Annotated in this window: 26 protein-coding genes; 19 read left to right on the forward strand and 7 right to left on the reverse strand. The window is 47.5% G+C overall.

Going from position 1 to position 26,361, the window contains the following annotated elements; translation table 11 throughout:
- Window positions 1–10 precede the first annotated feature (10 nt).
- From DMO16_RS18210 to DMO16_RS18255, 10 genes are all read left to right on the forward strand, one after another.
- A complete protein-coding gene (locus DMO16_RS18210; protein WP_129479134.1) occupies window positions 11–880 on the forward strand; it encodes an FAD binding domain-containing protein in 870 nt (289 codons plus the stop codon).
- Window positions 881–885: 5 nt separating this feature from the next.
- The gene (locus tag DMO16_RS18215; RefSeq protein WP_129479137.1) at window positions 886–1,377 is read left to right on the forward strand and encodes a (2Fe-2S)-binding protein; all 492 of its coding nucleotides are present in this window, start codon (window positions 886–888) and stop codon (window positions 1,375–1,377) included.
- A 4-nt stretch (window positions 1,378–1,381) separates the two neighbouring features.
- Window positions 1,382–2,935: a class I adenylate-forming enzyme family protein gene (locus tag DMO16_RS18220; RefSeq protein WP_129479140.1), complete on the forward strand. Its 1,554-nt coding sequence runs from the start codon at window positions 1,382–1,384 to the stop codon at window positions 2,933–2,935.
- 28 nt (window positions 2,936–2,963) lie between these two features.
- Window positions 2,964–3,752 carry an enoyl-CoA hydratase/isomerase family protein gene (locus tag DMO16_RS18225; RefSeq protein WP_061973922.1) on the forward strand — a complete coding sequence of 263 codons (789 nt, stop codon included), beginning with the start codon at window positions 2,964–2,966 and terminating at the stop codon, window positions 3,750–3,752.
- A 134-nt stretch (window positions 3,753–3,886) separates the two neighbouring features.
- Window positions 3,887–5,224 (forward strand): MFS transporter, encoded by a 1,338-nt coding sequence (locus DMO16_RS18230; RefSeq protein WP_129479142.1) that lies wholly within the window; start codon window positions 3,887–3,889, stop codon window positions 5,222–5,224.
- Window positions 5,225–5,258: 34 nt separating this feature from the next.
- A complete protein-coding gene (locus DMO16_RS18235; RefSeq protein WP_129479144.1) occupies window positions 5,259–6,743 on the forward strand; it encodes an aldehyde dehydrogenase family protein in 1,485 nt (494 codons plus the stop codon).
- Complete coding sequence (locus DMO16_RS18240) at window positions 6,743–7,921, forward strand: iron-containing alcohol dehydrogenase family protein (protein WP_129480425.1); 1,179 nt, start codon at window positions 6,743–6,745, stop codon at window positions 7,919–7,921. The genes DMO16_RS18235 and DMO16_RS18240 overlap by 1 nt, the downstream gene beginning before the upstream one ends.
- Window positions 7,922–7,941: 20 nt before the next feature.
- The gene (locus tag DMO16_RS18245; RefSeq protein WP_129479146.1) at window positions 7,942–8,772 is read left to right on the forward strand and encodes a R2-like ligand-binding oxidase; all 831 of its coding nucleotides are present in this window, start codon (window positions 7,942–7,944) and stop codon (window positions 8,770–8,772) included.
- 19 nt (window positions 8,773–8,791) lie between these two features.
- On the forward strand, window positions 8,792–10,225 hold the full coding sequence (locus tag DMO16_RS18250; protein ID WP_129479148.1) for a sodium:solute symporter family protein: 1,434 nt from the start codon (window positions 8,792–8,794) through the stop codon (window positions 10,223–10,225).
- Between the two features lie 14 nt (window positions 10,226–10,239).
- The gene (locus DMO16_RS18255) at window positions 10,240–11,643 is read left to right on the forward strand and encodes a UbiD family decarboxylase (RefSeq protein ID WP_129479150.1); all 1,404 of its coding nucleotides are present in this window, start codon (window positions 10,240–10,242) and stop codon (window positions 11,641–11,643) included.
- Window positions 11,644–11,777: 134 nt separating this feature from the next.
- Here the strand turns inward: DMO16_RS18255 and DMO16_RS24385 are convergent, their stop codons facing one another.
- The 6 genes from DMO16_RS24385 to DMO16_RS18280 all read right to left on the reverse strand — a co-directional run bounded on the left by DMO16_RS24385 (window position 11,778) and on the right by DMO16_RS18280 (window position 17,440).
- Window positions 11,778–11,933 carry a hypothetical protein gene (locus DMO16_RS24385; RefSeq protein ID WP_164988954.1) on the reverse strand — a complete coding sequence of 52 codons (156 nt, stop codon included), beginning with the start codon at window positions 11,931–11,933 and terminating at the stop codon, window positions 11,778–11,780.
- Between the two features lie 265 nt (window positions 11,934–12,198).
- Window positions 12,199–13,569, reverse strand: a complete 1,371-nt coding sequence (locus DMO16_RS18260; RefSeq protein WP_129479152.1) for a D-serine ammonia-lyase — start codon at window positions 13,567–13,569, stop codon at window positions 12,199–12,201.
- 80 nt (window positions 13,570–13,649) lie between these two features.
- Complete coding sequence (locus tag DMO16_RS18265) at window positions 13,650–13,997, reverse strand: VOC family protein (RefSeq protein WP_129479154.1); 348 nt, start codon at window positions 13,995–13,997, stop codon at window positions 13,650–13,652.
- 123 nt (window positions 13,998–14,120) lie between these two features.
- The gene (locus DMO16_RS18270; RefSeq protein ID WP_129479156.1) at window positions 14,121–15,878 is read right to left on the reverse strand and encodes a hypothetical protein; all 1,758 of its coding nucleotides are present in this window, start codon (window positions 15,876–15,878) and stop codon (window positions 14,121–14,123) included.
- A 36-nt stretch (window positions 15,879–15,914) separates the two neighbouring features.
- Window positions 15,915–16,418, reverse strand: coding sequence for an AAA family ATPase (locus tag DMO16_RS18275; protein ID WP_129479158.1), 504 nt, complete (start codon window positions 16,416–16,418; stop codon window positions 15,915–15,917).
- Complete coding sequence (locus tag DMO16_RS18280) at window positions 16,415–17,440, reverse strand: LacI family DNA-binding transcriptional regulator (RefSeq protein ID WP_129479160.1); 1,026 nt, start codon at window positions 17,438–17,440, stop codon at window positions 16,415–16,417. Before DMO16_RS18280 ends, DMO16_RS18275 begins: the two co-directional genes overlap by 4 nt.
- A gap of 310 nt (window positions 17,441–17,750) precedes the next feature.
- Here DMO16_RS18280 and DMO16_RS18285 point away from each other — a divergent pair, with 310 nt between their 5' ends.
- From DMO16_RS18285 to DMO16_RS18325, 9 genes are all read left to right on the forward strand, one after another.
- Entirely contained in the window at window positions 17,751–19,070 is a 1,320-nt protein-coding gene (locus tag DMO16_RS18285) for an ABC transporter substrate-binding protein (protein ID WP_129480426.1), read from the forward strand.
- Window positions 19,070–19,951: a carbohydrate ABC transporter permease gene (locus DMO16_RS18290; RefSeq protein WP_061973968.1), complete on the forward strand. Its 882-nt coding sequence runs from the start codon at window positions 19,070–19,072 to the stop codon at window positions 19,949–19,951. The genes DMO16_RS18285 and DMO16_RS18290 overlap by 1 nt, the downstream gene beginning before the upstream one ends.
- A complete protein-coding gene (locus DMO16_RS18295) occupies window positions 19,938–20,768 on the forward strand; it encodes a carbohydrate ABC transporter permease (RefSeq protein ID WP_129479162.1) in 831 nt (276 codons plus the stop codon). Before DMO16_RS18290 ends, DMO16_RS18295 begins: the two co-directional genes overlap by 14 nt.
- 23 nt (window positions 20,769–20,791) lie before the next feature.
- A complete protein-coding gene (locus DMO16_RS18300; RefSeq protein WP_129480427.1) occupies window positions 20,792–21,724 on the forward strand; it encodes an MTP-1 family protein in 933 nt (310 codons plus the stop codon).
- A 12-nt stretch (window positions 21,725–21,736) separates the two neighbouring features.
- Window positions 21,737–22,807, forward strand: a complete 1,071-nt coding sequence (locus DMO16_RS18305; protein ID WP_129479164.1) for a BtaManbiosPhlase — start codon at window positions 21,737–21,739, stop codon at window positions 22,805–22,807.
- Window positions 22,808–23,262: 455 nt separating this feature from the next.
- Window positions 23,263–23,592 carry a PadR family transcriptional regulator gene (locus DMO16_RS18310; RefSeq protein WP_061973976.1) on the forward strand — a complete coding sequence of 110 codons (330 nt, stop codon included), beginning with the start codon at window positions 23,263–23,265 and terminating at the stop codon, window positions 23,590–23,592.
- Window positions 23,593–23,605: 13 nt separating this feature from the next.
- Entirely contained in the window at window positions 23,606–24,469 is an 864-nt protein-coding gene (locus DMO16_RS18315; protein WP_129479166.1) for a pentapeptide repeat-containing protein, read from the forward strand.
- 25 nt (window positions 24,470–24,494) lie between these two features.
- Window positions 24,495–25,262 (forward strand): ABC transporter ATP-binding protein, encoded by a 768-nt coding sequence (locus tag DMO16_RS18320; protein ID WP_129479168.1) that lies wholly within the window; start codon window positions 24,495–24,497, stop codon window positions 25,260–25,262.
- The gene (locus DMO16_RS18325) at window positions 25,259–26,017 is read left to right on the forward strand and encodes an ABC transporter permease (RefSeq protein WP_129479170.1); all 759 of its coding nucleotides are present in this window, start codon (window positions 25,259–25,261) and stop codon (window positions 26,015–26,017) included. The genes DMO16_RS18320 and DMO16_RS18325 overlap by 4 nt, the downstream gene beginning before the upstream one ends.
- Before the next feature lie 40 nt (window positions 26,018–26,057).
- On the opposite strand, the gene DMO16_RS18330 is transcribed toward DMO16_RS18325, so the two are convergent.
- Window positions 26,058–26,330 carry a hypothetical protein gene (locus DMO16_RS18330; RefSeq protein ID WP_129479172.1) on the reverse strand — a complete coding sequence of 91 codons (273 nt, stop codon included), beginning with the start codon at window positions 26,328–26,330 and terminating at the stop codon, window positions 26,058–26,060.
- Between the last annotated feature and the right edge of the window lie 31 nt (window positions 26,331–26,361).

Genomic DNA, 26,361 nt, shown 5'->3' on the forward strand with positions numbered 1-26,361 from the left:
AGAGCACATAATGAAACCGGCCAAGTTCGATTACTACCGTCCTAAGGATCTTCCGGAAGCGCTGTCTCTTCTCGAATCAAGCGGTTTTGACGGCAAGATTATTGCAGGGGGACAGAGCCTGGTGCCGATTATGAACATGAGGCTGGCAACACCTGAATGTTTAATTGACATTAACGGTCTTCAGGATCTGAATTTTATCGAGAGCGATGATCATGTGTTGAAGATCGGGACGATGACCCGGCAAAATACGGTGGAGACATCACAACTCATCAAAGATCAATGCAGTCTCGTTACCGAAGCGGTTGCACATATCGGCCATCTTCAAACGAGAAACCGTGGAACGATCGGAGGAAGCATTGTCCATGCCGACCCCAGTGCCGAGCTTCCTCTTGTAATGATGGCGCTCAATGGCACGCTTCATATCTCTTCAGAAGACGAAACAAGAAGCGTGAAGGCGGAGGATTTTTTTCTCACATTTCTAACGACAGACATGATGCCCAACGAAATGCTGACTGAAGTTCATTTGCCTATTTGGAAGGGACGGGTCGGGTCTTCCTTTCAGGAAGTGGCGAGGCGTCATGGGGATTTTGCTCTTGTAGCCGCCGCTTGTCAGCTTGAGCTTGATGCTCATGACCGAATTTCAGATATCCGGCTGGCTCTTGGCGGGGTCGAGGCGATTCCCCTTTTAATTAGTGACGCGAAAGAACTTCTTGCAGGAGAAAGGCTTACGGATGCAGCACTGCAAAAAGTGGCCGATGTGGTGGCAGGCAGTGTGGAGCCTGAATCGGATCTGCACGCCTCTGCGGCCTACCGGACACAATTGGCGAAGGTATTGACGACGAGAGTAGTGCACCAAGCATACGAGAGAGCAAAGGGGTGAGCAGTATGTCCTTAACCGAGATAAATGTGACGATCAACGGCAAAGCATACTCCGAATGGGTGGAACCGCGAATGCTGCTAAGTGACTTCATTCGCGAAACATGCGGATTGACAGGCACCCATGTCGGCTGTGAGCATGGCGTGTGCGGCGCGTGTACCATCAGCATGGATGGTGCAGCTGTCCGAGCCTGCCTCATCTTTGCCGTGCAGGCCGATAACAGGGAAATAAAGACGGTCGAAGGACTGGCCTGCAACGGAGAAATGACAGCGCTTCAAAAGAATTTTGTGGAATGCCATGGTCTGCAGTGCGGTTTTTGCACCGCCGGAATCTTAATGTCCATCACCGATTTCCTTGAAAAGAACCCACAGCCATCCACAAAAGAAATCAAAGAGACCCTGTCAGGGCATCTGTGCCGCTGTACAGGCTATGACGGAATTGTAAAGGCTGTACAGAAAACGGTTCAGGATAACCAAAAAGAAGTCTTGCAAAGGAGTTGAACCCATGAATCTTGGAACGTTACTTGAATTTGCAGTTGAGCGGTTTCCGAACAAGGATGCAGTTGTACAGCAAGAAGAGCGTATATCTTACGCCAGACTGAACAACCAGATTGATAAACTTGCCGCATCGCTTCAACGGATTGGAATCAAGCAGCAGGATCGCGTCATGGTTCTGCTCAAAAACCGGGTAGAAAATGTAATCCTCTATTGGTCTCTGCAAAAGCTGGGAGCCATATACACACCGTTGAACTTCAGGCTATCGGCAAAGGAGGTAGAGTATTGCTTCAATGACGCGGAAGCAACGGCGATTGTCTATGAAGATGCGAGTCAGGAGGCGGTGTTAAAAGCAAGGTTTAACGAACGGCCGGTATACATTGGTCTTAATGGAGTAGAGGGAGCGGATATCTATTTTTCCGAACTGATTGAAAGAAGCCCCAATACGTATGAGAGACCCGCGATTCAGGATGATGACATTGCGCTAATGCTTTACACATCGGGAACAACCGGAAAGCCAAAAGGTGTGCCAAGAAGTCATAAAAATGAGTATGCGTCGGCACTTGCTCATATCATCCAGAATCAATATTCGGAAGGGGAAAGCACACTCGGCACCATGCCCCTTTACCATACGATGGGCATGCGGTCTCTGCTCTCCATTACCTTTTTAAACGGAAAACTGGTTATACTGCCTGACTTCGATGCGAAGGAAGCGCTTGAATTACTCAGTAAAGAAGCAGTTTCCTGTCTGTATCTTGTTCCCACTCTGTACCATGACATCCTGAAGCATCCCCAATTTGCCGAATACGACCTTTCTGCCCTGAAAAAGATCGGATACGCGGGAGCCTCAATGACCACATCGCTGACCGAAAAGTGCATCAAGAAGCTAAAGCCCGAGGTGTTTGTAAACCACTATGGCAGCACAGAGGTTTACACGTTTACGATCAATTCGAACGTATTCGAAAAACCGTGCTGTGCCGGGAAACCAGGATTCCACCAAAACATCAGGCTGGTCAGGGCGGACCCGGATGCAACAGCAACCTGTGAAGAAATTGTGGGCAAAGACGAGGTAGGGGAGATCATCGTCAACCTGGAATCGGGAGAAGCATTCAAAGGGTACTGGAACCGGCCAGATGCGAACCAGAAAGCGATTCGTGACGGCTGGTATTTTACCGGAGACCTTGGCGTGATGGATGAAGACGGTGACTTGTACGTGGTCGGCAGAGTGGATGACATGATTATATCAGGCGGGGAGAATATCCACCCTTTGGAGGTGGAGGACGTGCTGGCCGAACATGAAAAGGTACTGGAGGTTGCGATCGTCGGGGAAGAGGATGACAGGTGGGGGCAAATAGTATCTGCTTTTGTTGTTCCCGGCTGCCATACGGTGTCCATCCAGGAGCTTGATGAGTTTTGCAAGAACCATCCCCAACTGTCCAATTACAAACGGCCGCGCAAATATGTATTTGTTAAGGAAATCCCAAAAAGCCCGGTTGGTAAAATCCTGCGGCGGAAGCTCAGAGACGGGGAATTTGAACCATTTGGAACAGAAAAAGTAGTGTAATTGCTGATCAATGAGAGGAGAAATGAAAATGACAACTGCAACTCAATATGACCATATCCGTGTGGAAAAAAACGAGGCGGCACAAACAGCCACAATTATCTTTGACAGGCCAGAAAAAATGAATTATATCAGCATGCTGGCGAGAGCTCAGTTTTCCAAGATCTTTGATGAATTAAATGCGGATGAAGATGTGCGCGTAATTATCGTAAAGGGGGAAGGCGATAAATGCTTTAGTGCGGGAGGAAGCATTCCGCAGTTCATGGAAACCCACCCTGAAGAACTGTCGCGATTAAGAGTTAATGTGGCTGCACCCGAACGCTCTCCAAAACCGGTTATTGCCCAGCTTCAGGGATATACGTTCGGTGTAGGGTTTGAAATTGCGATGGCTTGCGACTTCCGGATCGCCGCCGATGACACACTGCTTGGATTGCCGGAAATGAACCTTGGAATGATTCCGGGAAGCGGCGGAACCCAGCGTGTAGCACGTGCTGTTGGACTGACCAGGGCGAAGGATATGATTATGAGGGCAAGAAGAATTCCTGCGGATGAAGCCTATCAATGGGGATTGCTGACAAAGGTTGTTAGCAAGGCCGAGCTTGAAAATGAAGTGAACAGTTTGGCTGAAGAGCTTGTCCGTTTTTCTCCTTTGGCACAGCGGGTTTGCAAGGAAGTCTTAAATGCCGCCGAAGAAGGCCCTTTGAGTACAGGCTTGGAGATTGAGGGAAGAGCTTACGGAATGCTGAGATGCACGGAGGATTTTAAAGAAGGTGTCGATTCTTTTGTGGAAAAAAGAAAACCTAAATTTACTGGGAAGTAACGGATGAGAGTAATCCCGCGATTCTGGCGGGGTTACTCTGTACCCGTTTTTTGCATAATTAAAAAACTGAATATTCTGTTTATAACTCATCCAAGCTAAGTCACATAAAAACTTTAGTATTGGAGGAAATAATGATGTCAAATGCTGTATCTACCGGTGTAGTAAGAGAAACAGAACCGAAAAAAACGGAAAACAAGCAGATCGTTTCGGCTACCGCCGCTTCTCTACTGGGCTGGTCGTTTGATTTATATGACCTTTTCATCCTGCTATATGTGACACCCACCATAGGCAAATTATTTTTTCCAACGACCAATCCTACGCTGTCTCTTGCTGCGGTGTATGCCTCTTTCGCCGTTACCCTGCTTATGCGGCCGCTGGGATCCGCCATATTTGGTTCCTATGCGGACAAGCACGGAAGAAAAAATGCGATGACCGTAGCCATTATAGGAGTGGGTTTAAGCACCGCTGTTTTCGGGCTGCTCCCCACGGTTCCTCAAATCGGGTTTTTTGCTGCCCTTCTTTTTTTACTGCTTCGCCTGGTTCAGGGTGTTTTTGTTGGAGGGGTGGTTGCTTCCACCCATACGATCGGTACCGAATCAGCGCCTCCTAAATGGAGGGGACTCATGTCGGGGTTGATCGGCGGAGGCGGTGCAGGATTGGGTGCACTGTTTGCTTCCATCGCATTTATGGTGGTCTCTGCCATTTTCCCTGGTGAAGCATTTGAGGGCTGGGGATGGAGAGTCATGTTCTTTACGGGGATTTTGGGATCTGTTGCTGGTCTTTTTGTTTTCCGGACACTGGAAGAATCCCCACTATGGACGGAAATGAAAAAGAAAAAGAATGAGAATCAGAATGTGGTGGAACAAAAACCCGTCAAAGCCCTATTTACGACATATTCAAAAATTTTGCTGGTTAACTTGATGATCGTAATCGGGGGAGGATCCGGTTATTATCTAACCGCCGGATTTATTCCAACGTTCCTCAATGTCGTCAATAAGGTATCTTCTGCAACTCTGTCAGGCGTTCTTATCGCCGCAAGTATAGCGACGATCATAGCGGCCATGATTGCCGGCCATCTGAGTGAAGTGTATGGAAGGAAAAAGGTTTTCATGGTTGTCGGGTTGTTAAACGTGATCGGTCTGCCGTATTTTTATCTCTCGCTGGCCGATGCAGGCTCAGTTACTGCCATCTACTTTTACGTGGTATGTCTTGTGTTTTTGGGAAATGCGGCCTACGCTCCTGTCCTGATCTTCTTAAACGAGCGGTTCCCGACCTCCATCCGATCCACCGGCACCGGCCTGTCCTGGAACATGGGTTTTGCCATTGGAGGCATGATGCCTACCTTTGTCACCCTAGCAAGCGGAACGGTTGATAATATTCCACACACTCTAATGTATTTTGCCATTGTCATCTATCTTGTCTACATTGTTGGAAGCGTTATCATACCAGAGACCAAAGGAAGGCTGCAATAATCATCCAATCTAAAACGGAAAGGAGTATGATGGGATGTCCACTTTCGTTACTCAGAAAGTACCAACCTACTATAATTTTGCCGGTGGTGAATGGACAGAATCCACGTCCAATGAGCTGATTGAGTCGTACAATCCTGCGACTGGAGATCTGTTTAGCTACTCGCAAAAATCAAATGTAAGAGATGTTACAGCTGCCATTGAGTCTGTACGGCACGCCTTTCGGACCAGTGACTGGGCGGTAAATCCAAAGCGCCGCTATGAAGCCTTGCTGGCTCTCGCTGAAAATATGACAAAGAACCTGGAGCGTCTTTCCCGGATTCTCACGATTGACCAGGGGAAGACCATACGAGAGTCAAGAGGGGAACTGGCGGGCTGCATCGACACTCTTAAATATTTTGCCGGGGCCGCTAGAACCGTGTTTGGGCGTTCCATGCAGCTGGAACCTGCCAACTTCGGGGTGATTGTTAAAGAACCCATCGGGGTGGTGGGCATCATCTCTCCGTGGAACTGGCCCGCGTTGCTGATGGTCCGTGAGCTTGCCCCGGCGCTTGCTGCCGGTAATGGGGTCATCGTCAAGCCCGCGAGCCTGACGCCCTCGATTTCTGCTGAAATTTTCAAGCTGATCGCCGAGATCCCTCATTTTCCTAAGGGAATCGTGAGTCTCATAACAGGTCCCGGAAGAGAAATTGGTGCGGCGATGGCGGCCAGTGAAAAGATCGATATGATCAGTTTTACCGGAGATACAGCGACCGGAAAGTCGATCATGGAAACAGGGGCCAAAAATATCAAAAAGATCGCGCTCGAACTTGGAGGCAAATCCCCCAATATTGTTTTTGAGGATGCCAATCTAGACAAGGCCATTCCGATCATCGGCCGTTCCATTTTTATTTCCGCCGGCCAAATCTGCATGGCCGGGTCCAGAGTAATAATTGAGGAATCCATTAAGGACACAGTGGTTCAGCGGTTGAAAGAATATGCCGAACAGCTCAAGGTGGATAACGGCCTTTTGGAAACATCCGATATGGGGCCGCTTGTGTCGCAAAGTCAATTGGACATTGTCCAAGGCTATTGCGATCTGGGGCGTCAGGAAGGGACGATTGTAACAGGCGGTGAGCGCTTAACCGGGGGATCGCACGACCTGGGCTATTACTTCCAACCGACCATTATTGACGGCCTCGCGAGTGACAGCAGGGTGATGCAGGAAGAAATTTTCGGGCCTGTACTCGCTGTTCAGACGTTTTCGAGCGAAGAAGAAGCGCTTCATCTGGCAAATGACAGCGACTTTGGGCTTTCTGCGGGAGTATGGACATCCAACCTTAACCGCGCCATGCGATTGTCAAAAGGGATTAAGGCTGGAACCGTATGGATCAATACGTATAATAAAAACTTCCCTGAAGCAGAGTTTGGCGGCTACAAGCAAAGCGGTCTGGGCCGGACACGGGGCGTGGATGGTTTGATGGAATACTGTGAAACGAAGCATGTCCATATTGAAGTCGAAGAACTGGGGGAGGAAGTATGATGCAGAGTAGTTCCATTACTCAACAGTCGGAGCAAAGCTACTCCTTTCATCTGCCGACCCGAATTGAATTCGGGTTTGGCAAAGCCTCCATACTTGGCGGACACCTATCGGCTATGGGAGTGAAACAAGCGTTTATTGTAAGTGACCAGGGAGTGGTGTCCGCAGGATTATTAAGTAACATTAATGCCTCTCTTCAAGAAGCTGGCATCTCATCTGAACTGTATCTCGAGGTGGAGCCGGATCCCAGTTTTAAAACGATTGACAGAGGAGCGGATTGTTTTCGCAAAAGTGACTGTGATGTCCTGATCGCCGTTGGAGGAGGCAGCGTGATGGATACGGCCAAAGGAATAAGAATCGTAGCTCAACATGGTCAAAGTATTGGGGATTACGCAGGAGTCGAACGGATCAAAAGTGGTTCGGTCATTCCGCTTGTCGCGGTACCGACCACCTCCGGGACGGGCAGTGAGGTTACGATTTTCGGAGTTTATTCGGACTGGGAAAACCAGGTGAAAGTAACCGTCAACAGCCGATATATGGCACCGACATTGGCCATTGTGGATCCTGAGCTGACATTGGGCCTGCCGAAAAAAATAACCGCATCCACCGGAATTGATGCATTGGCCCATGGAATAGAAACCTACTTTTCCCGCCGGGCCAGCCCGGCAACCGACGCACTGGCGACAGAGGCAATTGCAACGATAGGATCTTCTTTGAGAGCAGCAGTGGAGAAAGGTCATGACAAGGCGGCACGGACCCGGATGTCGCATGGAAGCTTGCTCGCAGGCATGGCATTCAATAACGGATTGCTTGGACTGGCGCATGCCATTGGCAGCGCGCTTTCAGGACATTGTCACGTTCCTCATGGCATAGCGATCGGGTTGTTGCTTCCGCATGTCATCGAGTTCAATGCGGGAGAAAATGTTCAAAAAGCAGCAAACATTGCGAACCTGCTGGGAATCCATAATGGATCATCTTCATCCCTAGCGGCGCAGGCAGCAGAAGCCGTAGCTCAACTGGTTTCTGATATTGGTCTGCCGACCCGGTTAAGAGACGTTGATGTATCTGAACATCAGCTTGGTGTTATCGCTTTGGATTCTTTCAAAAGCGGAATGATGAAGTGGAACCCGAAACAGCCGTCCGAGGCTGAGGTGCTGGAACTGTTGAAGAAAATATACTAATCCAATGGGAGGTATGTTCGATGGCTGAAGAACTGGTATTTGGTTTGGATGAAAGTACGGATGAAGTGGCCTGGAAGCTTTATCGAAAAGCGATTCGGTTTGGCACGTGGGATCCTGCTGAAATTGACTTATCACGTGACAGGGAGGACTATGAAAGACTGGACAAGGATTTGCAAGATTACCTCATTCACTTTTGTACCGGTTTTCTCGACGCGGAAGAAAATGTAGCTTTGAAATTCTGTCCATGGATCATGCTCGGGGGTTCCACTCAGCAGCAGGCCTTTCTTAGCACGCAGCTCGTGGAAGAATTCAAGCATACCGAATTTTTTCTTCGCTATTTTCAGGAAGTACTCGGCATCGACAGGACTGAAGGTGTGCAAAATGCGGTTCAGCAAAAGCTGGACGAGCGGGGCAAAAGGATGCTGAACGCTCTGGAAGGCAGTGAAGAGCAGAAGGAAGAGGCTCTGGTGGAGGGGCTCGCTCATTACCAGGGAATCATTGAAGGCGTACAGGCCATGGCAGGTTACGACGTTTTCGAAGCCGTGTATGGCAGTAAAGGGATTTTGCCGGGATTGAAGGAAGGATTCAAACGGATCAAGGAAGATGAAGGGCGTCATGTCGGGTTTGGACTCCGCATGCTGAAGCTGCTCGCCAAACACGAAAAGCATGCAGCCAGCATTCGGAGAGTGTATGAAGAATATCGTCCGCTCATTGCCATCCGGTATGATCAGCCGGTTATCGTCAACGGCCGCCAAATTCCTGTTCCCCCAGAAGTAAACGGTCGAGAGCGCGTGATGAAACTTTTTGAGCGCCGCCTGAAGGATATTTTTGGGGTCGTTTCGGTGAGCTGAACAAAGGAGGAAATCCATTTTGTTGACAGCCAGTACTATTATTATGGGTATAGTGATTTTGTATGTTTTGGCAACCTCATGCCTTGGCGTATATACGAAAAGGTTTTCGAAAAGCTCGGATAAGTACATGACAGGGGGAAAAGCATTTGGCCCGTTTGTGATCGGCGTCTTGATGATGTCTGAATTTATTGGCACCGGCTCAACAATTGGTACAGCTCAAACCGCTTTTTCCGAAGGGATTTCCGCTTCTTGGAATCTAATCACCCTTGCACTTGCCTTTGCTCTATTTGCCTATACGCTCGCCAAGAAGTTTCATGAACGGGGAGAATATACGATATCAGGGGCCATTTCCAAAACATATGGAAATGGTGCGAGAACCATCACGTCCATTGTCATGATATATGCGCTGGGAGTGGTCAATGTTTCCATGTATGCCGGCGGTGCAGCTACGTTATCTGCCATATTGCATATTCCCCATTCTATGGCAGCCATTCTCGTTGGAGTAGTGACAGTCGTTTATGTGTCACTGGGCGGAATGTTCGCTGTAGCCTATACCAATTTGATTCATGCCTTTTTTAAATACGTGGGATTAATTCTGGCTGTCTCCTTTTCACTGGCAGCAGTTGGGGGTTTTTCTGGATTATCAATAGAGATGAAGCCATCCATGCTTAATTGGACAGGAATTTCATGGCCGACCATTATTGCATGGACCATTGCTAACATCGGCTCCATTTTCTCTACCCAATATATCATCCAAGCCGTCAGTTCAACAAACGATGATCACAACGCAAAAAAAGCGAGCATTTATGCAGGCATTATGATTATTCCTGTTGGAATAATGGCTGCTCTGATCGGAATGGCAGCCTCTGTATTGTTTCCTGATATTGCTTCCTCTGAGGCTTTTCCGATGACAACCACTCTTATGAATCCTTTCTTGGCCGGGCTGGTCATCGCCGGCTTGATAGCTGCTGTCTTTGGCACGGTAGCCGCTTCTACGATTGGAGCCGCTGCCCTTCTGTTAAAAGATTTTTATACACCGTTTTTTAATAGAGAAGGATCTGATGCTAAATCATTACGATTTTCTAGGATAGCAACTATTGTTATGGGGCTGTTGCCCATTCCGTTTGCCATTTTTGCTCCGGAAATCCTGAATACAATATTCTTTGCCAGAGCTCTTCGCACGACCATTGCAGTGATTGTCATTCTTATGTTTTATTTTCCCCGCTTCAGCAGCGGTTTTGGAGCTACAATGGGCATGGTGTCTGCGGTTGTTACAACCACAATCTGGTTCCTATCCGGAAACCCTCTTCATATTGATAACATTTACATTGCAGCGATCACACCTTTAATTGTAATGAGCATAGATCACTTATTCCGGAAAAACAAACGGGTACACCAAAATGAACAATCCATCGACATGAATGACAGTTATCAAGTGAAGAAAATAAAATGAAAGGAGAGAGTTGTATGAAAGCTAGAACTTTTCGTACATGGCTGGATCATCTTCAATCAAAGGGACGGTTGGCCGTAATCAATAAAAAGGTGAGTCCTGATTTTGAGATTGCGGCAGTGGCCAAAAAGCTTGATGGCCAAAAAGCAGCCTACTTCTCAAATGTAGATGGCTATAAAGTTCCTCTGGTTTCAGGAATATGCTCGAGCCGTCAGGATTTTGCAGATGCCTTGGAAACCGATGAAAAAGGAATCATTCCTAAATTCTCTAAGGCGGTTTCAATTCCAAAGCCGTGCAGATTAATAGAAAAGGAGGATGCCCCAGTAAAGGAAAATATTATAACGGAAAACATCGATATACTCAAAACCTTTCCTATTCCTATACATCATGAAATGGATTCAGGTCATTACATCTCGGCAGCACTGTTCATTACACGCGATCCGGACACGCGCAAGCAAAATGTATCGATTCATCGCCTGCAAATTTCAGGTAAGGACAAGCTTGGTGTATTATTGCTTCCGAGGCACACTCATCATCTATATAAACAGGCAGAGGAGCAGGGGAAACCATTGGAATGCGCCATCGTGATTGGTGTCGATCCGCTGACACTGCTAGCCTCGCAGGCGAGTACGCCATTTGGCGTGGATGAGCTGGAAATCGCGAGCGCATTGCGTTCTGAACCGCTGGAAACCGTACGATGTGAAACGGTGGACATCGATGTGCCTGCCCGCGCCGAAATTGTAATAGAGGGAAAAATCCTTCCTCATATACGGGAACCTGAGGGGCCGTTTGGAGAATTCCCTAAATATTATGGGCCGCGGAGTGACAAAGAAATCGTGCAGGTGACTGCCATTTCCCATCGAGATAATCCCATCTTTTATACCATTGTCCCGGCAGGTTATGAACATCTTTTATTGGGGGGGATTCCAAGAGAAGCAAGCCTCCTCGAGAGCATACGACAGACAGTCCCTTCTGTAGCGGCTGTCCATATGAGTCCGGGAGGCACGTGTCGATATCATGCCATCGTTTCGATAAAAAAACGAAATGAAGGTGAAGCCAAGAATGCCATTCTCGCTGCCTTCGCCAACAGCTTTGACATTAAACATGTTGTAGTTGCAGATGAGGACGTTGATATTTTCAACATGGAGGAAGTCGAATGGGCTATCGCCACACGCTTCCAGGCCAGCAAAGATATGGTTGTGATTCACGATGCCCAAGGTTCAAAGCTCGATCCATCTACCGATAACGGCTTAGGTTCAAAAACCGGTTTTGACTGTACCATCCCATTAAATAGTGAACCCATGAGATATAAGAGAATTACCATTCCGGGATATGATGAGCTAAATCTACAAGACTACCTTTCTGACGACGCGTCTGAATCAAAGAGAGAGAGTTTTGAAACCGATAAAGTCCTAACATGAAGGAAAGCACTCTTCGGGGTGCTTTTTTGGTGTTTATGGATGGGAATATCCGTTTTCACAATAAACAGATTTTCGTCATCGCCCTAGGCTTGGCGATGAATCAGAAAAATAAAAAACCACTCAGAGTGGTTTTTTTAATCGCGCATTGCTCCTGCCTCTCGGGAAGTCATTGCACCTTGTCCTTCGCTTACATCTTTTTGAATTTCTTGTTTCACTTTTTGTGCATCAGTTCCAGAGAATTCTGGTTTCATTGAACCTGAGTTCCCTTTAGCTTGTTGATCCTGTTGCATATCATTCCTCCTCAAATTCTTGTGTAACAATCTTATTATTTACAAAAAAACCTTGTAAATCCCAAAGTTATGCAAAATTACTGGTCAAACAGGCTTCTTTTTTTAAAAAAAAATCAACCACACAGGCTGGAATCGTCTTAGGTGTAATAATGGGGATGGTTATCTTGATGGTGCTGCACGATAGTTGAGGATTAGGGCTGTCGTTGCGGCAGCTTTTTCTTATGGAGTTAACGGCAGGATAGTTTAATAAAAAACACAGGGTCAACTAACCCCGTGTTAAATTCAATCCTTTTTGATAATATTGCATCATCATTTCTTCAGGAACCATATTTCCGCCAGTCCCCCAAATAATGTGGGTACCTTTACTCATTTTTTCCGTTAAATTATGCTTTCGTAAATAATCGGTTCCTTCTTTACTTAATTTAACTGGTCCTATCATGCCTGCCAGTGCTGAAGGTTCTAAATGAATGCCCTCTGTATCAATTAGTTCCTTTAATAACTTATACAACTGTTCATCGCAAACTGTATAATTACCACTTAGAAACGGCTCTATGGTTTTACCCACAAATCCAGATGGTCTTCCAACAGCAAGTCCATCAGCATCTGTTACATTATCAATCCCAATATCTTGTACGGAAATTTTATCATGAAGTCCAGTCATTAAACCAAGTAACATACATGGCGAGTGGGTAGGCTCTGCAAAGAAACAGTGAACATGGTCTTGATACAATAACTTCAATCCAAAAGCTATACCGCCGGGACCACCGCCTACTCCGCATGGAAGGTAAACAAACAAAGGATGATTTTCATCTATGGTTATCTTTAACTCTTCTAATTGTTTTTTTAATCGAGATGCAGCTACTGCGTATCCTAAAAATAGATCATTAGAATTTTCATCATCTACAAAATAACATGCAGGATCCGCATCTGCTTGGAGCCGACCTTCCTCTACTGCTTTACTATAATCCGAATCATATTCAATTACATTCACATTTTTGTTTCGAAGTAAGTCTTTTTTCCATTGTTTTGCATCAGCCGACATATGAACGGTCACATGAAATCCTAACTTTGCACTCATTATGCCTATGCTAAGTCCTAAATTTCCAGTCGAGCCTACTGCGATTGAATATTGTGAGAAGAATGTCCGAAACCTTTCACTATCTAAAATGGAATAGTCATCTTGAATCGTTAACAATTGATGTTGAAGAGCTAATTTTTCTGCATGTTTGAGAACTTCATAAATCCCGCCTCTTGCTTTTATAGACCCGGATATAGGAAGGTGACTATCACACTTAAGCAATAATTCACCCAGTATAGGTTGTTGATAATTCTGCTCTAAGGATTGTTTCATGGAAGGAATTCGTGTTAAAGGAGATTCTATTATCCCATTCATCTTTTTTGTTTCCGGGAAAACTTTGGCAATGTATGGAGCGAAGCGTTTCAGCCTTTCCTCTGCATCCCTTACATCCTCTTGAGTAAGGGGGGATTTTTTAATTCCTGTTTTAAACTCTTCAATATTTGGGTTTAACCAAAATATTTCCTTCATTGAAATGAGTTGGTTTAGTAAAGGATAGTGTTCTTTCCATGTTTCTAGTTCTCTGAATTCAATATCTTTCACTTTATTACTCCTCCTCATTGAATTGATTATCGTCACCGAAACAAAGTAAAGTATAATTGAATAAATGTTAAATAAAGTTGATCATGAGGTCCTGCACACTATTTCTCCCAAAGCTCGACGAGTCGACCGTCAGGATCTTTAATCCAAGTAAACTTTCCATATTCACTAACCTCTTTGTCCTTTTCAAGAGGGACGCCAATTTGTTCAAGATGATGAATCGTTTCATCCAGGTTATGTACTTGGAAATTTAACATCACTTGCTGTTCTGTTGGAAAATAGCTGTCATCCTCGGTAAAGAAAGAGAAGATCGTTTCATTTCCTGATTCGGGTTTAATCATTGTCCCGTTCCAATTTTCCAGATCAATCTTCAACACTTCACTGTACCACTTTTTTGTCGTATCAAGATTCTTTGTTCTCCAAAATATTCCTCCGAAACCCTTTATCATCGTATCTGACCCCTCTCTGTTAACTTTTACAAGTTAATTATAACCCAGCCATTATCCTAATTTTAGAAGTTTGTGAACAAAAAAGAAACTCATCTAAGGCCGACGAGTTTCTCCTTTTTTATGTCACTTTAAAAAATTACGACCTTTCAGCAAATCCCTCTCCAATTTCACTGTTTTACCACTGGTTTTGAACACTGCATACTCCACAGCGGGCTGTACCACCACGTTGTCGAGCAGCAATTCCTCACCTTTAAACTTCAGCTTGAGCTCATGCACACCCTTGCTTAGATAAACAGGGTGCTCTGCATTAACCAACGTCAGAAAATCGGTATCCGGGGAAGGGAGGACCTTCATAAAGTTCACGTTTCGGCCATCGACCTGAACATCAAGCTTGCTTGCAGAACCAGCTTCCCGAACCAGTGCACCGGACAACAGGTACAAGCCGCTCTTATCGACCGAAATTTTTTTGGAGATGACATCACTATCTCCCAATCTCACAATTTTTCCGCTATAGGAAGCATCGCCAGTCCATGAGCTTTCAGGTGTCACCGTCTTCGGCTTGCCAAGCACCGTATCAAAATCTTCAGCTTCTTCTACAACCGCTGTATGCCGCTTAACGGTTTTTGCATGTAAAAGCTTCACTGCTTTCGGAATGGAATTTACCGTCTGCAACGCCATCAATGCTTCGATCGTCGACTCGGCACCGGAGTTCCAGTTTACTTTTCCGGTTACACCGTTTAAGCCGTCATAGCCACGGCCGGTCTTGGCATCATACATCACGGCATTTGCATCATTGTTGCCTGTAAACCAGGAGGCAGCCAATCCCGCATATTGAGCATACTTTGGATCTTTCGTTGCTTTGTAAACTTCAGCAAAGCCTTGCGTCAGCATGTTCACGCCATAGGCGATTTGCTCATCCTTCGCCATCGTTGGCGCCATTTCCTTGATCATTCCCGTAACGAGAAGATGGGAGAAGAGCTGGCCTGCTTCCTGCTGTGCGGACTTCACCCACTTCTTTTCACCGAGCACCCGGCCGGCTTTTGCCAAAGCAAAGGATTGGCCGCTGCCCCATGCATGCCAGAGGGTAGGGGAGCCGTCCCAGCCAAGATGGGCACCGTACGGGTACTGCGTATACGAACCATACTGAAACTCATCGAGTCCACGGCCCACTTTTTTCATTGAATACTTTACACTCGCCAGAGGTTCAACCTCATAAAAATAAGCAAGACCCAGCAAGGCATTGGACATGGCGTCAAAGCCGCCGATCCATGCGGGCACTTTGTAACCGTGTACATTTTTGTATTCACCATAGTTCTCGTTCACTTTTTTCTGCAGGGCTTGATTCGCTAAAAGGAAACTGTCCTCCAATTTAGCAGCATAAGCAGGATCGGCTTTCTTGAACACGCCGTATCCTTGTCCCATGGCCCACATCGCGCGTGCGGCCCACCAGTCAAACGACTTTTTGCTTGTTGGGCCATCGGTATTGATCGAGAGGTCCATGTTCACAAAGTTATAAAACTCACCGTCATCCGCCTGCATGTGCATGACAAAATTCAACGCTTTCTTCGCATTCTCCAAGGAATCCTTATTCCCGTTTTGTTCATAATCGTTCAGGTACACGACCGCTGCACGGGCGACATCGTCCACGCAGGCAATCCCTTCACCTGACGCATCGACCCACTTGTAATCCGGAGCTTCCGAATAGATGTGGGTGATCAGCATGTCCACACCGTCAATTGTCACATCCTCATTTAAAAAATTGAGGTGCTCCAGATTCACCGGTGTTTGTTCCTGTGACGGTTTCCCCGCCGCATGTGCATAAGCCGGTGACGCCAGACAAAAGGCCACCACAAACGCCAAAAGCATTCTAACTCTCTTCATAATCTTCCTCCTTTTTATCGTAAAACTTTTAAAAAGTTAAAGCCTGAATTCATGAAAACGGTTACGTAACTCCTCAAGAATTTCCTTTGGTGTCTTGTTCGTGGTGTCATATAGATAAGGCTGATTGGCCGGGTCATCCTCAAGCTGGTCCAATAAAAACAGCGACCGGTCAATCAGGTCACCATCGCCCCGTTCCTGCAGCCGCTGCACAAGAACATCTTCATCCGCCCGCAGCACAACATAATAAAGCTCAACATCATACCCGGACAGCTCCTGGCAAAACCACTCCAGCTCATCCTCCACTACATAATCGAGGACGATATTCAACCCGTGATCTAGGAAATTACGCGTGATGGAGAGGGTGTTTTGCCAGACGATCGACAGCTGATCACCCCAGGACGGCTGATCCCTGCCGACAAACATCGAATGAATGTCATCCCCGTGAATCAGGACCACTTTTTCCATGTTCTCGGCCAGCAGCTTGGTCAACGTGGATTTACCCACCCCACACGGCCCGGAAAAAATGTAAATCTGGTTCATCCGTTGGACCTCGCTTTGGCGGTTGACTCCCGCACAATTAATTCTGCAGGAAGGAGCAGTTCGATGATCGGCTCGTCCCGGTGCTGCATGCGCCAGGTGAGCTGCTCGACTGCTTTACGGCCGTACAGATCAAGGTCGATGTTCATCGTTGTGATTTTAGGGGTGGTCAGCCGGGAGAGCATACCGTTGTCAAAACTAACCACGGACGCCGCGTCAGGTACCGAGATGCCGTGCTGCTGCAGGGCGGACCGGACGAAAAAGCCAAATCCGTCATTGACGCAGAACCAGGCGGTCGGCCACACATCGAGCCCCTGCACGAGCCCATTCACATCTCGTTCATCTTCTTCTATTGCACTAAATACAAACTCATCCTTCCGCTCGATCCCATGCTCGGCGAGTGCCAGATCATAGCCTTCCAACCGTTCCTGGTAGCTCGGGGAGAGCTTCGCGTTTCCGACATACGCGATATCCCGGTGGCCAAGCTCAAGCAAGTGTTTGACCGCGGTATAGGCACCGAACCGGTTGTTCGTTAAAATGGCGTCCGCATGGATGAGCGGGTGGTGATGGTCGATCATGACCGTCGGGATGCCGGTCGCGATCACCGCGTTCGTGTACTCGTTGCTGATGTGGGAAAGAATAAGCACGCCATCCACTTTACCTTCAGCGATAAAGGACGGAAGCACGAGATTGTCCCGTGACCCGGTATTCACCGACTGAATGAGCAGGTTCATGCCGCGCGCGGTTACTTCTTTTTCAATGCTCAGGTAGATTTCGCCGAAAAAGCTTTTCAGCGAAAAAGCATAATCCGAGGCGATCAATCCGATATTGCCGGTTCCCCGGCTGACGGGATCAATCGAGAGAGTCTGCTTTCTTATTCGATAGCCCAGCTCCTGAGCTTTTTGTTCAATTCGTTTCCGGGTGGCGTCACTTACGCCCGGCTTTCCGGACAGAGCCTGGGAAACGGAGTTTTTCGATATATTCAATGCATCTGCGATATCCTGCATGGATATTTTTTTTGCCATAGGGTCTCAAACCTTTCAACGGATAATGACAATCATTAATTTGTCACGTTACAAAATAATCATAACCTAACTGAGGCAATTGGTAAACAACTACTCATAAAAATCATCTTAAAGACTTACGCGAAAAAAAGTTGACAGAACTTTTGTAATCATGTAAAACTGTAATTGTAAGGTTATTAATCACATTACAAAGTGACAAATAGAATAAAATGTAATGTTTTTCGGCAAGGAAAAGGAAGGGCGCTGGATTTTTTTCTACTATTGAATGATAGCGCTATCAAAAAACGTATTGGGGGATATTGTGATGAAAATGAAAAAGGCAGCATCACTATTGCTTGGAGCGTCAGTATTGGCTGGTTCACTTGCGGGCTGTTCAACCGGAAACCCGGCGAGCGAGGATTCGACGTCCAAGAACGGAACGACCACGATTGAATTCTGGGCTGCGCCAAACCCGCCACAGCAAGCTTATTGGAAAGAAACTGCTAAAGCGTTTGAAAAGGATCACCCGAAAATCAAGATCAAGGTGAGCCCGATTAAGGAAAGCCCTACATCAGAAGCGAGCATCCAGTCCGCCATCGCGGGTATGGAAGCGCCAACTATGTCGGAAAACATTAACCGCGGATTTGCCGCCCAGCTGGCAGAAAGTAAAGCGATCGAGCCGCTGAACAAGATGGAAGGATACGACGATATCCTGAAGTCACGGAGCATGAGTGACACCATCAAAGGCTGGAAGTTCTCTGACGGCAACCAGTACGTCCTGCCAATCTACTCCAATGCAATGCTGTTTGGCTGGAGACTCGATATCCTGAAGAAACTCGGCTACAACGAGCCGCCAAAAACATACAGTGAAGTGCTTGATGTAACCAAGAAACTGAAAGCCAAATACCCGGACAAATACTTGTGGGCAAAGCCTGATCTTGCTGATCCAACGGCTTGGAAGCGCTGGTTTGACTTCTTCATGCTGTATGACGCAGCATCCGGCGGAAACAACTTTATCGAAGGCAACAAGCTCGTAGCAGATGACAAAGCCGGTGTGGACGTCCTGAACTTCATGGACAACATCCGCAAGGAAAAAGGAATTCTGACCAAGCAATCCAAGGATCCGTTTGAAACCGGTCTTGGCATCTTTACCGACATCGGACCATGGACCCTTCAATACTGGGCAGAGAAATTCCCTGAAATGAAATACAACAAAACCTTTGCATTCTCTACGCCTCCGGTTCCGGATGGCACCGATACAAAAAATGTATCCACGTTTGCGGATACAAAAGGTCTTGTGATTTATTCCTCCGCTCCTGAAAATGAGAAAAAAGCAGCGATGGAATTCATCAAGTGGGTCTATTCAAAACCTGAAAATGATGTGAAGTGGATGGAGAAAACGAACCTTCCGCCAGCACGTGACGATTTGGCAACGAATGATGCGTTCAAAGCGATCTTTGACAAGAATCCTGCGCTGAAGCCGTATGCCGAAGCGATTCCGAACGCCGTGCCGTCCATTGATAATGCGAAATACAATGAGCTTCAAACGTACATTGGCCAATATGCCGTCAACCCAGTCGTTAAAGGGGAAGTACAGCCGAAGAAAGGCTGGGAAAAGATGAAAGAGGCCATTGAGGGGGATCTCAAGTAATGAGAGCCAAAAATAACAACGGGATGGGCTGGCTATTTGCCAGTCCTTACCTTTTATACGGGCTGATTTTCTTTCTCATTCCGCTCGGCTGGTCGTTCTATCTTTCGATCACCGACTGGAACCTGATCGCCCCGGTATTTCATCATGTTGGGATTGACAACTTTATCAAAGCACTGAAAAGTCCAGGCGTCCATGCGGCCTTTTTTGTCACCTTCAAATTCATGATCGTGTTCGTGCCGATGGTTATCGCGTCATCATTAATCGTGGCACTTGTCGTTCACGGCCTGCCGCGCTTCAAAGGCTTGTTCCTGATCGGCTTCTTCCTGCCGTATCTCGCATCCGGCGTTGTATCGTCCTTTATCGTGAAAGGATTTCTTTCCTACAACAGCCCGGTGAACACCTTCCTAAGAGGACAGTTAGGACTCGACATCAACTGGCTCGGCACACCATTGTCGGCCTTGCTTCTAGTGGCGGTCATTATCGCCTGGAAGTTTACCGGCTATTATGCGCTTATCTTAACGTCCGGCTTTGAGTCCATTAACCAGGAAATTTATGAAGCGGCCGCCATTGACGGCGTAAACGGCTGGCAGCGCTTTTGGAGAATTACCCTGCCGCTGCTGTATCCGGCATTGTTTACGACATTGATTCTTTCGATCGGCGTGACCTTCGGGATCTTTACCGAGGTGTACCAGCTGACAGGAGGCGGACCGAACTTTGGGACCAACACATGGCAGATGGAGATCTACAAGCAGGCGTTCCAGAACTTGTCCGCCGGCTATGCTTCTGCCGTTGCCTTGATCGCATCGGTCGTAACGTTCATCTCGATTTTTATCATTCGAAAATTCTTGGAAATGTGGGGGAAACGAAATGGTTGGACATAAGAAAAAATCACTCACCATCCGCTATATTATCGCGTTCCTTCTGCTTTTGCTTATGGTGTTTCCGTACCTGTACATGGTACTCAACTCGTTTGCGGACTGGAGCCAGGTGGACCGCAAGCTGATCCCGACGAGCTTCACGCTTCATTCGTATGAATGGCTGCTCGGCGGCGGGCAGTCTGCCGAACCGCGTCCTTGGATCAGGGCTTTCTGCAACAGCCTGATCGTCTCATCCGGTTCAACCATTTTAATGATGGTTACCGGTGTGGTCGTTGCTTATGCGCTTGCCAAGCTGCAGTTCCGCGGCCGCAACTTCCTGAACAACGCTATTCTGTTTCAGATGTTTTTCCCGGCGATCATCCTGCTTGTGCCGACGTTTCTGATCATCCAGAGACTCGGTATGTATGACTCCTACTGGGGGATGATTCTTCCAAAAGCACTGAGCTTGTGGGCGGTCTTCATGTACACGAACTTCTTCCGGGCGATTCCGGACACGTTTATTGAAGCGGCAAAACTGGACGGGGCATCCGACTGGCAGATCATCTTCCGGATCATTCTGCCGATGTCCAAATCCATCACGATCGTCGTGTTCCTGTTCTTGTTCATGGAACGCTGGACCGAGCTTCTGTGGGATATGATTGTCGTCAAAAGTGACAACATGCTGACTCTGAACGTTCTTTTATCACAAATGTTTGGTCCGTACGGCGGCTATCCGGGACCGATGTATGCGGCATCCGTGATCCTGACCGTGCCGATCATCATTCTGTTCCTGTTCTTTGCCAAGCAGTTTAAGGAAGGTATGCAATTTACACTGAAATAAGGAGGGTGAACCCTTTGAAACTAATGAAATCTGATGTAAAAACGTGCAGCGAGCTGCTGAACCAATACAAGAAAAAAGACAAGCCGGGTCTGCCGGAAAAGCTTATTTTTGAAGGTGTAGGAAACCATGACGTCTACAACATCACAGCACCATTTGAAGATAACGGCCAGCTTGTGATTGCCGGACGGGTGGAAGCCCGGGACAGCGAACAGTCCGAGGTTCATTTCTTTATTCAATCCGGAGAGGTTTGGGTGCCAAGAGAGGGCGCTCCGGTCCTGAAGCTGCAGGATCCGTTTTTTACCCATATCGCAGGCGAGCTGGTTCTCGGTGGCGTGCAGACCTTTCCGCATCCTGCGATTGAAAATGCCCTTGGCTGGCGCACCGTTTTTTATAAAGGCAGCAGCATCAACGACCTGGAAGAATTCTTCAAAGGTCCGGACGGCATGAAGGACCTCCGGATTGCTGAGCTTCTTAACGGCTCCATCGCCATTTTTACTCGGCCGCAGGGCGAAAAGGGCGGAAGAGGGAAGATCGGGTTTACGACGGTTTTTTCGCTTGATGATTTGTCCATTGAAGTGATCGACAATGCGCCATTGCTGGAAAACCAATTCATTGACGAGGAGTGGGGAGGGGCGAACGAGCTTCATGTTCTCTCCAGCGGGCTGATTGGTGTGCTTGGCCATATTGCAAGCTTTGATGAGCAGGGCGACCGCCATTACTATCCGATGCGCTTTATTGTTGATCCGAAAACCGGTGAGCATTCGGACATCGAGCTGATTGCTGTACGAGATGACTTTTTGCCTGGAGAAACGAAGCGTCCCGATCTGGTCGATGTGGTGTTCAGCGGCGGATTGGTGCGAAAAGAAGACGGAACGGCCGATCTGTATGCGGGCATCTCGGACGCCGAGGCCCATAAACTGACGATTCAAGATCCGTTCCTACCCTATGAGAGATAAGGAGACTGCAGCATGAACGTATATCGATATGAAGAGAACCCCTTAGTAACACCAAGTGATGTTAAACCTCACCGAGAAGATTTTGAAGTAATTGGCGCGTTTAACGCGGGTATCGCCCGATACAAGGATGAAGTCATCATGCTGCTTCGAGTGGCAGAGCGTCCGGTGAGTGACGATCCTACTATTGTGAAAGCGCCCGTTTTTAATACGGAAAAAAATGAACTTGAAATCCTGGAGTTCGATACATCCGATGAGCAATACGATTTTGACGACCCTCGTACGATCCGGAAAGCCGATGACCTGAGCCGGTTTGCGTATCTTACGTCGTTATCGTATACACGAATTGCCCGAAGCAAAGACGGCCGCAACTTTACGATTGATCCAGAGCCATTCTACTATCCATCCAACGAGCTGGAGTCCTTTGGCATTGAGGATCCGCGCATCACGCAGATCGGCGACACGTACTATATCTACTTCAGTGCGGTTTCACCGGTTGGTGTGGGAGAGTCGATGATTTCGACAAAAGACTTTCAAACCATCGAGCATCATGGCATGATCTTTGCGCCGGAAAACAAAGACGTGCTCATTTTCCCGGAAAAAGTGAACGGCAAATACTACGCGCTTCACCGTCCGGTACCAAAAAGCACCGGCGCACCGGAAATCTGGATCGCCGAATCTCCTGACCTTCTGCACTGGGGATATCATAAATATCTACTCGGACTGCGCGACGGCATGTGGGACGACGGCCGCATCGGCGGGGGAGCTGTGCCGATAAAGACGGATAAAGGCTGGCTCGAGCTCTACCATGGCGCAAGCAAGGACAACCGCTACTGCATGGGCGCGGTACTCCTTGATCTGAACGACCCGACCAAGGTGATCGCCCGCTCGGAAACTCCGATTCTCGAGCCGGAAGCAGACTATGAAGTGAACGGCTTCTTCGGAAATGTCGTATTCTCCTGTGGAGCGCTGGTCGATGGGGATACGGTGAGAATGTACTACGGCGTGTCCGATACATCGATGGCATGTGCGGAATTAAGCTTGAGCGAGATTTTGGACTCATTAACTTCATTCGTAGAAGCATAAGGAAGGAACGGCCCTTTGATCAGGGCTGTTCCTTTTATAATTTGTTCAAAATAAAGGGGACCTACATACTTTTCACCAATATTGGCGGCGTAAAAGAGAAAATCTTATCGTTTATGGCCGCATAGTGGTTCTGTAGTGGCGAGAAAGAACAGAAGAAGAGTGCGGATTTACCTGCACTCTTCTTTTTGAGCGGGTTTTTACATAATTTAGGACTTATTTCTAATGAATACATCATCATTAGAAGCATTAGCAATTGATAAAAAGCCTCCACCAAATACCCATATAGGGGTTAAGGCAGAGGTTTTTTTCTATGTCTAAAACCGCGTCAGTGCTGATTTTTAAAGGAATTCGCAAATCGTTGCACGTATTATTTTTCCATACATAGTATAAAAATTATAATATTACCTTGACAGTCACAGTACTTTGATGCATAATGCAGATATGGAGGTAATTTTATGAGTGAAAACAAGATCACATCCGACCTGCTGCGGGGCCATACCGATACGATGATTTTACGGCTTCTTTCCGAAGCGGATCGTTATGGGTACGAAATTGTGAAGTTGATTGCTGAACGGTCGGACGGCAATTATGAGTTAAAGGAAGCCACGATGTACTCCAGCCTTCGCCGGCTTGAAGCCGACGGAGATGTGGAGTGGTACTGGGGCGATGGTTCTCAGGGAGGACGGCGTAAGTATTTTAAGATTACCGAAAAAGGCAAAGAGACTCATGCCAACAACATCAGCAATTGGGAGTATGCCAAACGTGTACTCGAAAAATTATTATAAGGAGACGTGACGTATGAACGAAAAATTAAATCAATACGTAAATGGCGTTTTTGCGCCCTATAATGGGGTGAAAAGTGTGGATGAATTACAGGCTGATCTGCTGACCGATCTGCAGGAGCGGTTCAACGAACTAAAAAAAGAAGGGAAGGACGATCAAACAGCCTTAGAGATGACGATTGACAGCATTGGTGATATTGAACAAACGGTACAGGAAGTTGCCAACCTCACCCGATCATTGGAGCGTCAGGTGCTGACCAACCTCAGCTCAAGCGACTTAACAAATAGTGACTTTGCAGGTGTTACCGCACACAAAGGAAAGTTTGCGGGGAGCTCATTGCACGGCTCCGACTTCTCGGGCGCTGACTTGACCGGCAGCTCATTTAAGTCTAGCGATGTGCGTGAAGCCAATTTCAACAACGCTAATCTGACAGACTGCACTTTCTCCACCTTAGACCTCTCCAATTCAAGCTTCAACCATTCCATCCTTGTGCGCACAACCTTCAGTAAGTCGTCGCTGGCCGGCGTCACATTCAGAGATATCACCATGACCGATGTAAAACTGACCATGACCGATCTTAGCAAAACCACCTTTGAAAATTGTACCTTTGACGGCGTAGACTTCACCAACTCTTCACTGGAAGGATTGAATCTGGATCATCAAACCTTTATCGGCGTTAAATTTGATAAGGCCGGGCTGAAAGAAGTGACGTTCAGAGGCGCAACCCTCAAAAATGTATCCTTCAAGGGGCCAGCTTTATCCAATAGATTTTACCGCGCCATCAAAACCATCTGCTTTGATGATGCAAGAATGGATAAACTGACCTACGCCGCGCTTAAAGGTTTGGAAGCCGATTTATCAAAGGTTACGGTTATTTAAGGAGTCAGAATAGGAGGAGAAGAGGATGCAAAACCATTCCATTCAAGTAAAAGGTTTGCAAAAGTCCTATAAAAATCTTCATGTATTAAAGGGTGTGGATTTCGAGGTGGAAAAGGGCTGTATTTTTGCCCTGCTCGGTTCCAACGGAGCGGGCAAGACGACCATCGTCAGAATCCTCTCTACGCTGCTCAAACAGGATGGGGGCACGGCCACCGTAAACGGATTTGAGGTCGTGTCAAAGAGCGAGAATGTGAGGAAGTCGATCAGCCTGACGGGGCAATTTGCCGCTGTGGATGAGGTGTTGACCGGGCGTGAAAATCTGATCATGATCGCCAAACTCCGGCACCTTGAGCAGCCCCGTCAGGTTGCGGATGAGCTGCTGCAACGCTTCGGTTTGACCGACGCCGCTGGCCGGAGGGCGTCTACCTATTCAGGCGGGATGCGCCGCAGGCTCGACATTGCGATGAGCCTGATCGGCAAACCGCAGATTATTTTCCTCGACGAACCGACGACCGGGCTGGATCCCGAGGCGCGTATCGAGGTTTGGAAGGTCGTCAAAGAATTGGCGGACAGCGGAACGACGGTATTCCTGACCACTCAGTATTTGGAGGAGGCGGAACAGCTTGCTGACAAAATTGCCATTCTGCATGAGGGCAGGGTGATTGCCAGCGGTACGCTTGAGGAACTGAAAAAGCTATTCCCGCCTGCAAAAGTGGAATATGTGGAAAAACAGCCATCATTGGAAGAAATATTCCTCACGATCATCAATAAAAAGGAGGAAAAATTAGGATGAATAAACATTTCTTCAGTGACATGGGTGTGATGTTTGGACGGTCGATGCGCCATATTTCGCGAAGCTTGGACACCATAATTACGGTAACAATCACGCCGATTGCCTTATTGCTGCTGTTCGTTTATGTGTTTGGCGGTGCCATTAAAACCGGCACGGATAATTATGTGAACTATCTGATGCCCGGCATCTTGCTGATCGCGGTTGCGAGTGGTATCTCTTATACGGCTTACCGCCTGTTCTTGGATAAGCAAAGAGGGATATTCGAAAGGTTTCACTCCATGCCCATTGCGCGTTCCACCGTGCTGTGGGGGCACGTCCTCACCTCGCTCGTATCCAATGCCCTTTCTGTTCTCATCATCATTCTCGTAGCGTTCATCATGGGTTTTCGCTCATCGGCAGGGGTGCTGTCATGGCTCGCCGTAGCCGGCATGATTGCACTGTTTACCCTCGCCCTCACTTGGATCGCAGCGATTGCCGGACTGTCCGCCAAATCAGTGGACGGTGTCAGCGCCTTCTCCTATCCTTTAATCTTCCTGCCGTTTATCAGCTCAGCGTTTGTACCCACCAATTCAATGCCGTCCGCCGTTCGCGCCTTTGCCGAAAACCAGCCCGTCACCTCGATCGTGGAGTCCATCCGTGCACTGCTGTCAAACCAGCCTGTGGGAAACGAGATATGGATAGCGCTGGCATGGTGCGTGGGAATTATGATTGTAGCTTATTTCTTTGCCATGAGGGCGTATAAAGCACGAATATGAAGATTCAAACAAAAACGAGGAAACCCTACTCAAGGGTTTCCTAGGCTTTTTTTCGCTTATCCAAATACTTAACAAAAGCAACGATCGCCACACCGGCAGTAATGCCCCAGGTCAAAAAGAAGGCGAGACCAAGTCCGATGTTCGCATCCGCAGTGGGATGTTTAGCATCATCATACAGGGCATAGGCGAGCGGGAAAGCCGAAACAACCAAAGCCAAATACAAAAGAAAGCTTTTCGAAAACGTTCGGTTTCTGATCGTCTGATGCAACGCAATGAACGACACCGCAAGTAAAAGAAACGTAAGGATAGACATGGAGATTCCTCCTGATCCTTAAATATACATA

Origin of the sequence: Fictibacillus sp. S7 (assembly GCF_004127935.1) — a bacterium.
Classification (GTDB): domain Bacteria; phylum Bacillota; class Bacilli; order Bacillales; family Fictibacillaceae; genus Fictibacillus_C; species Fictibacillus_C enclensis.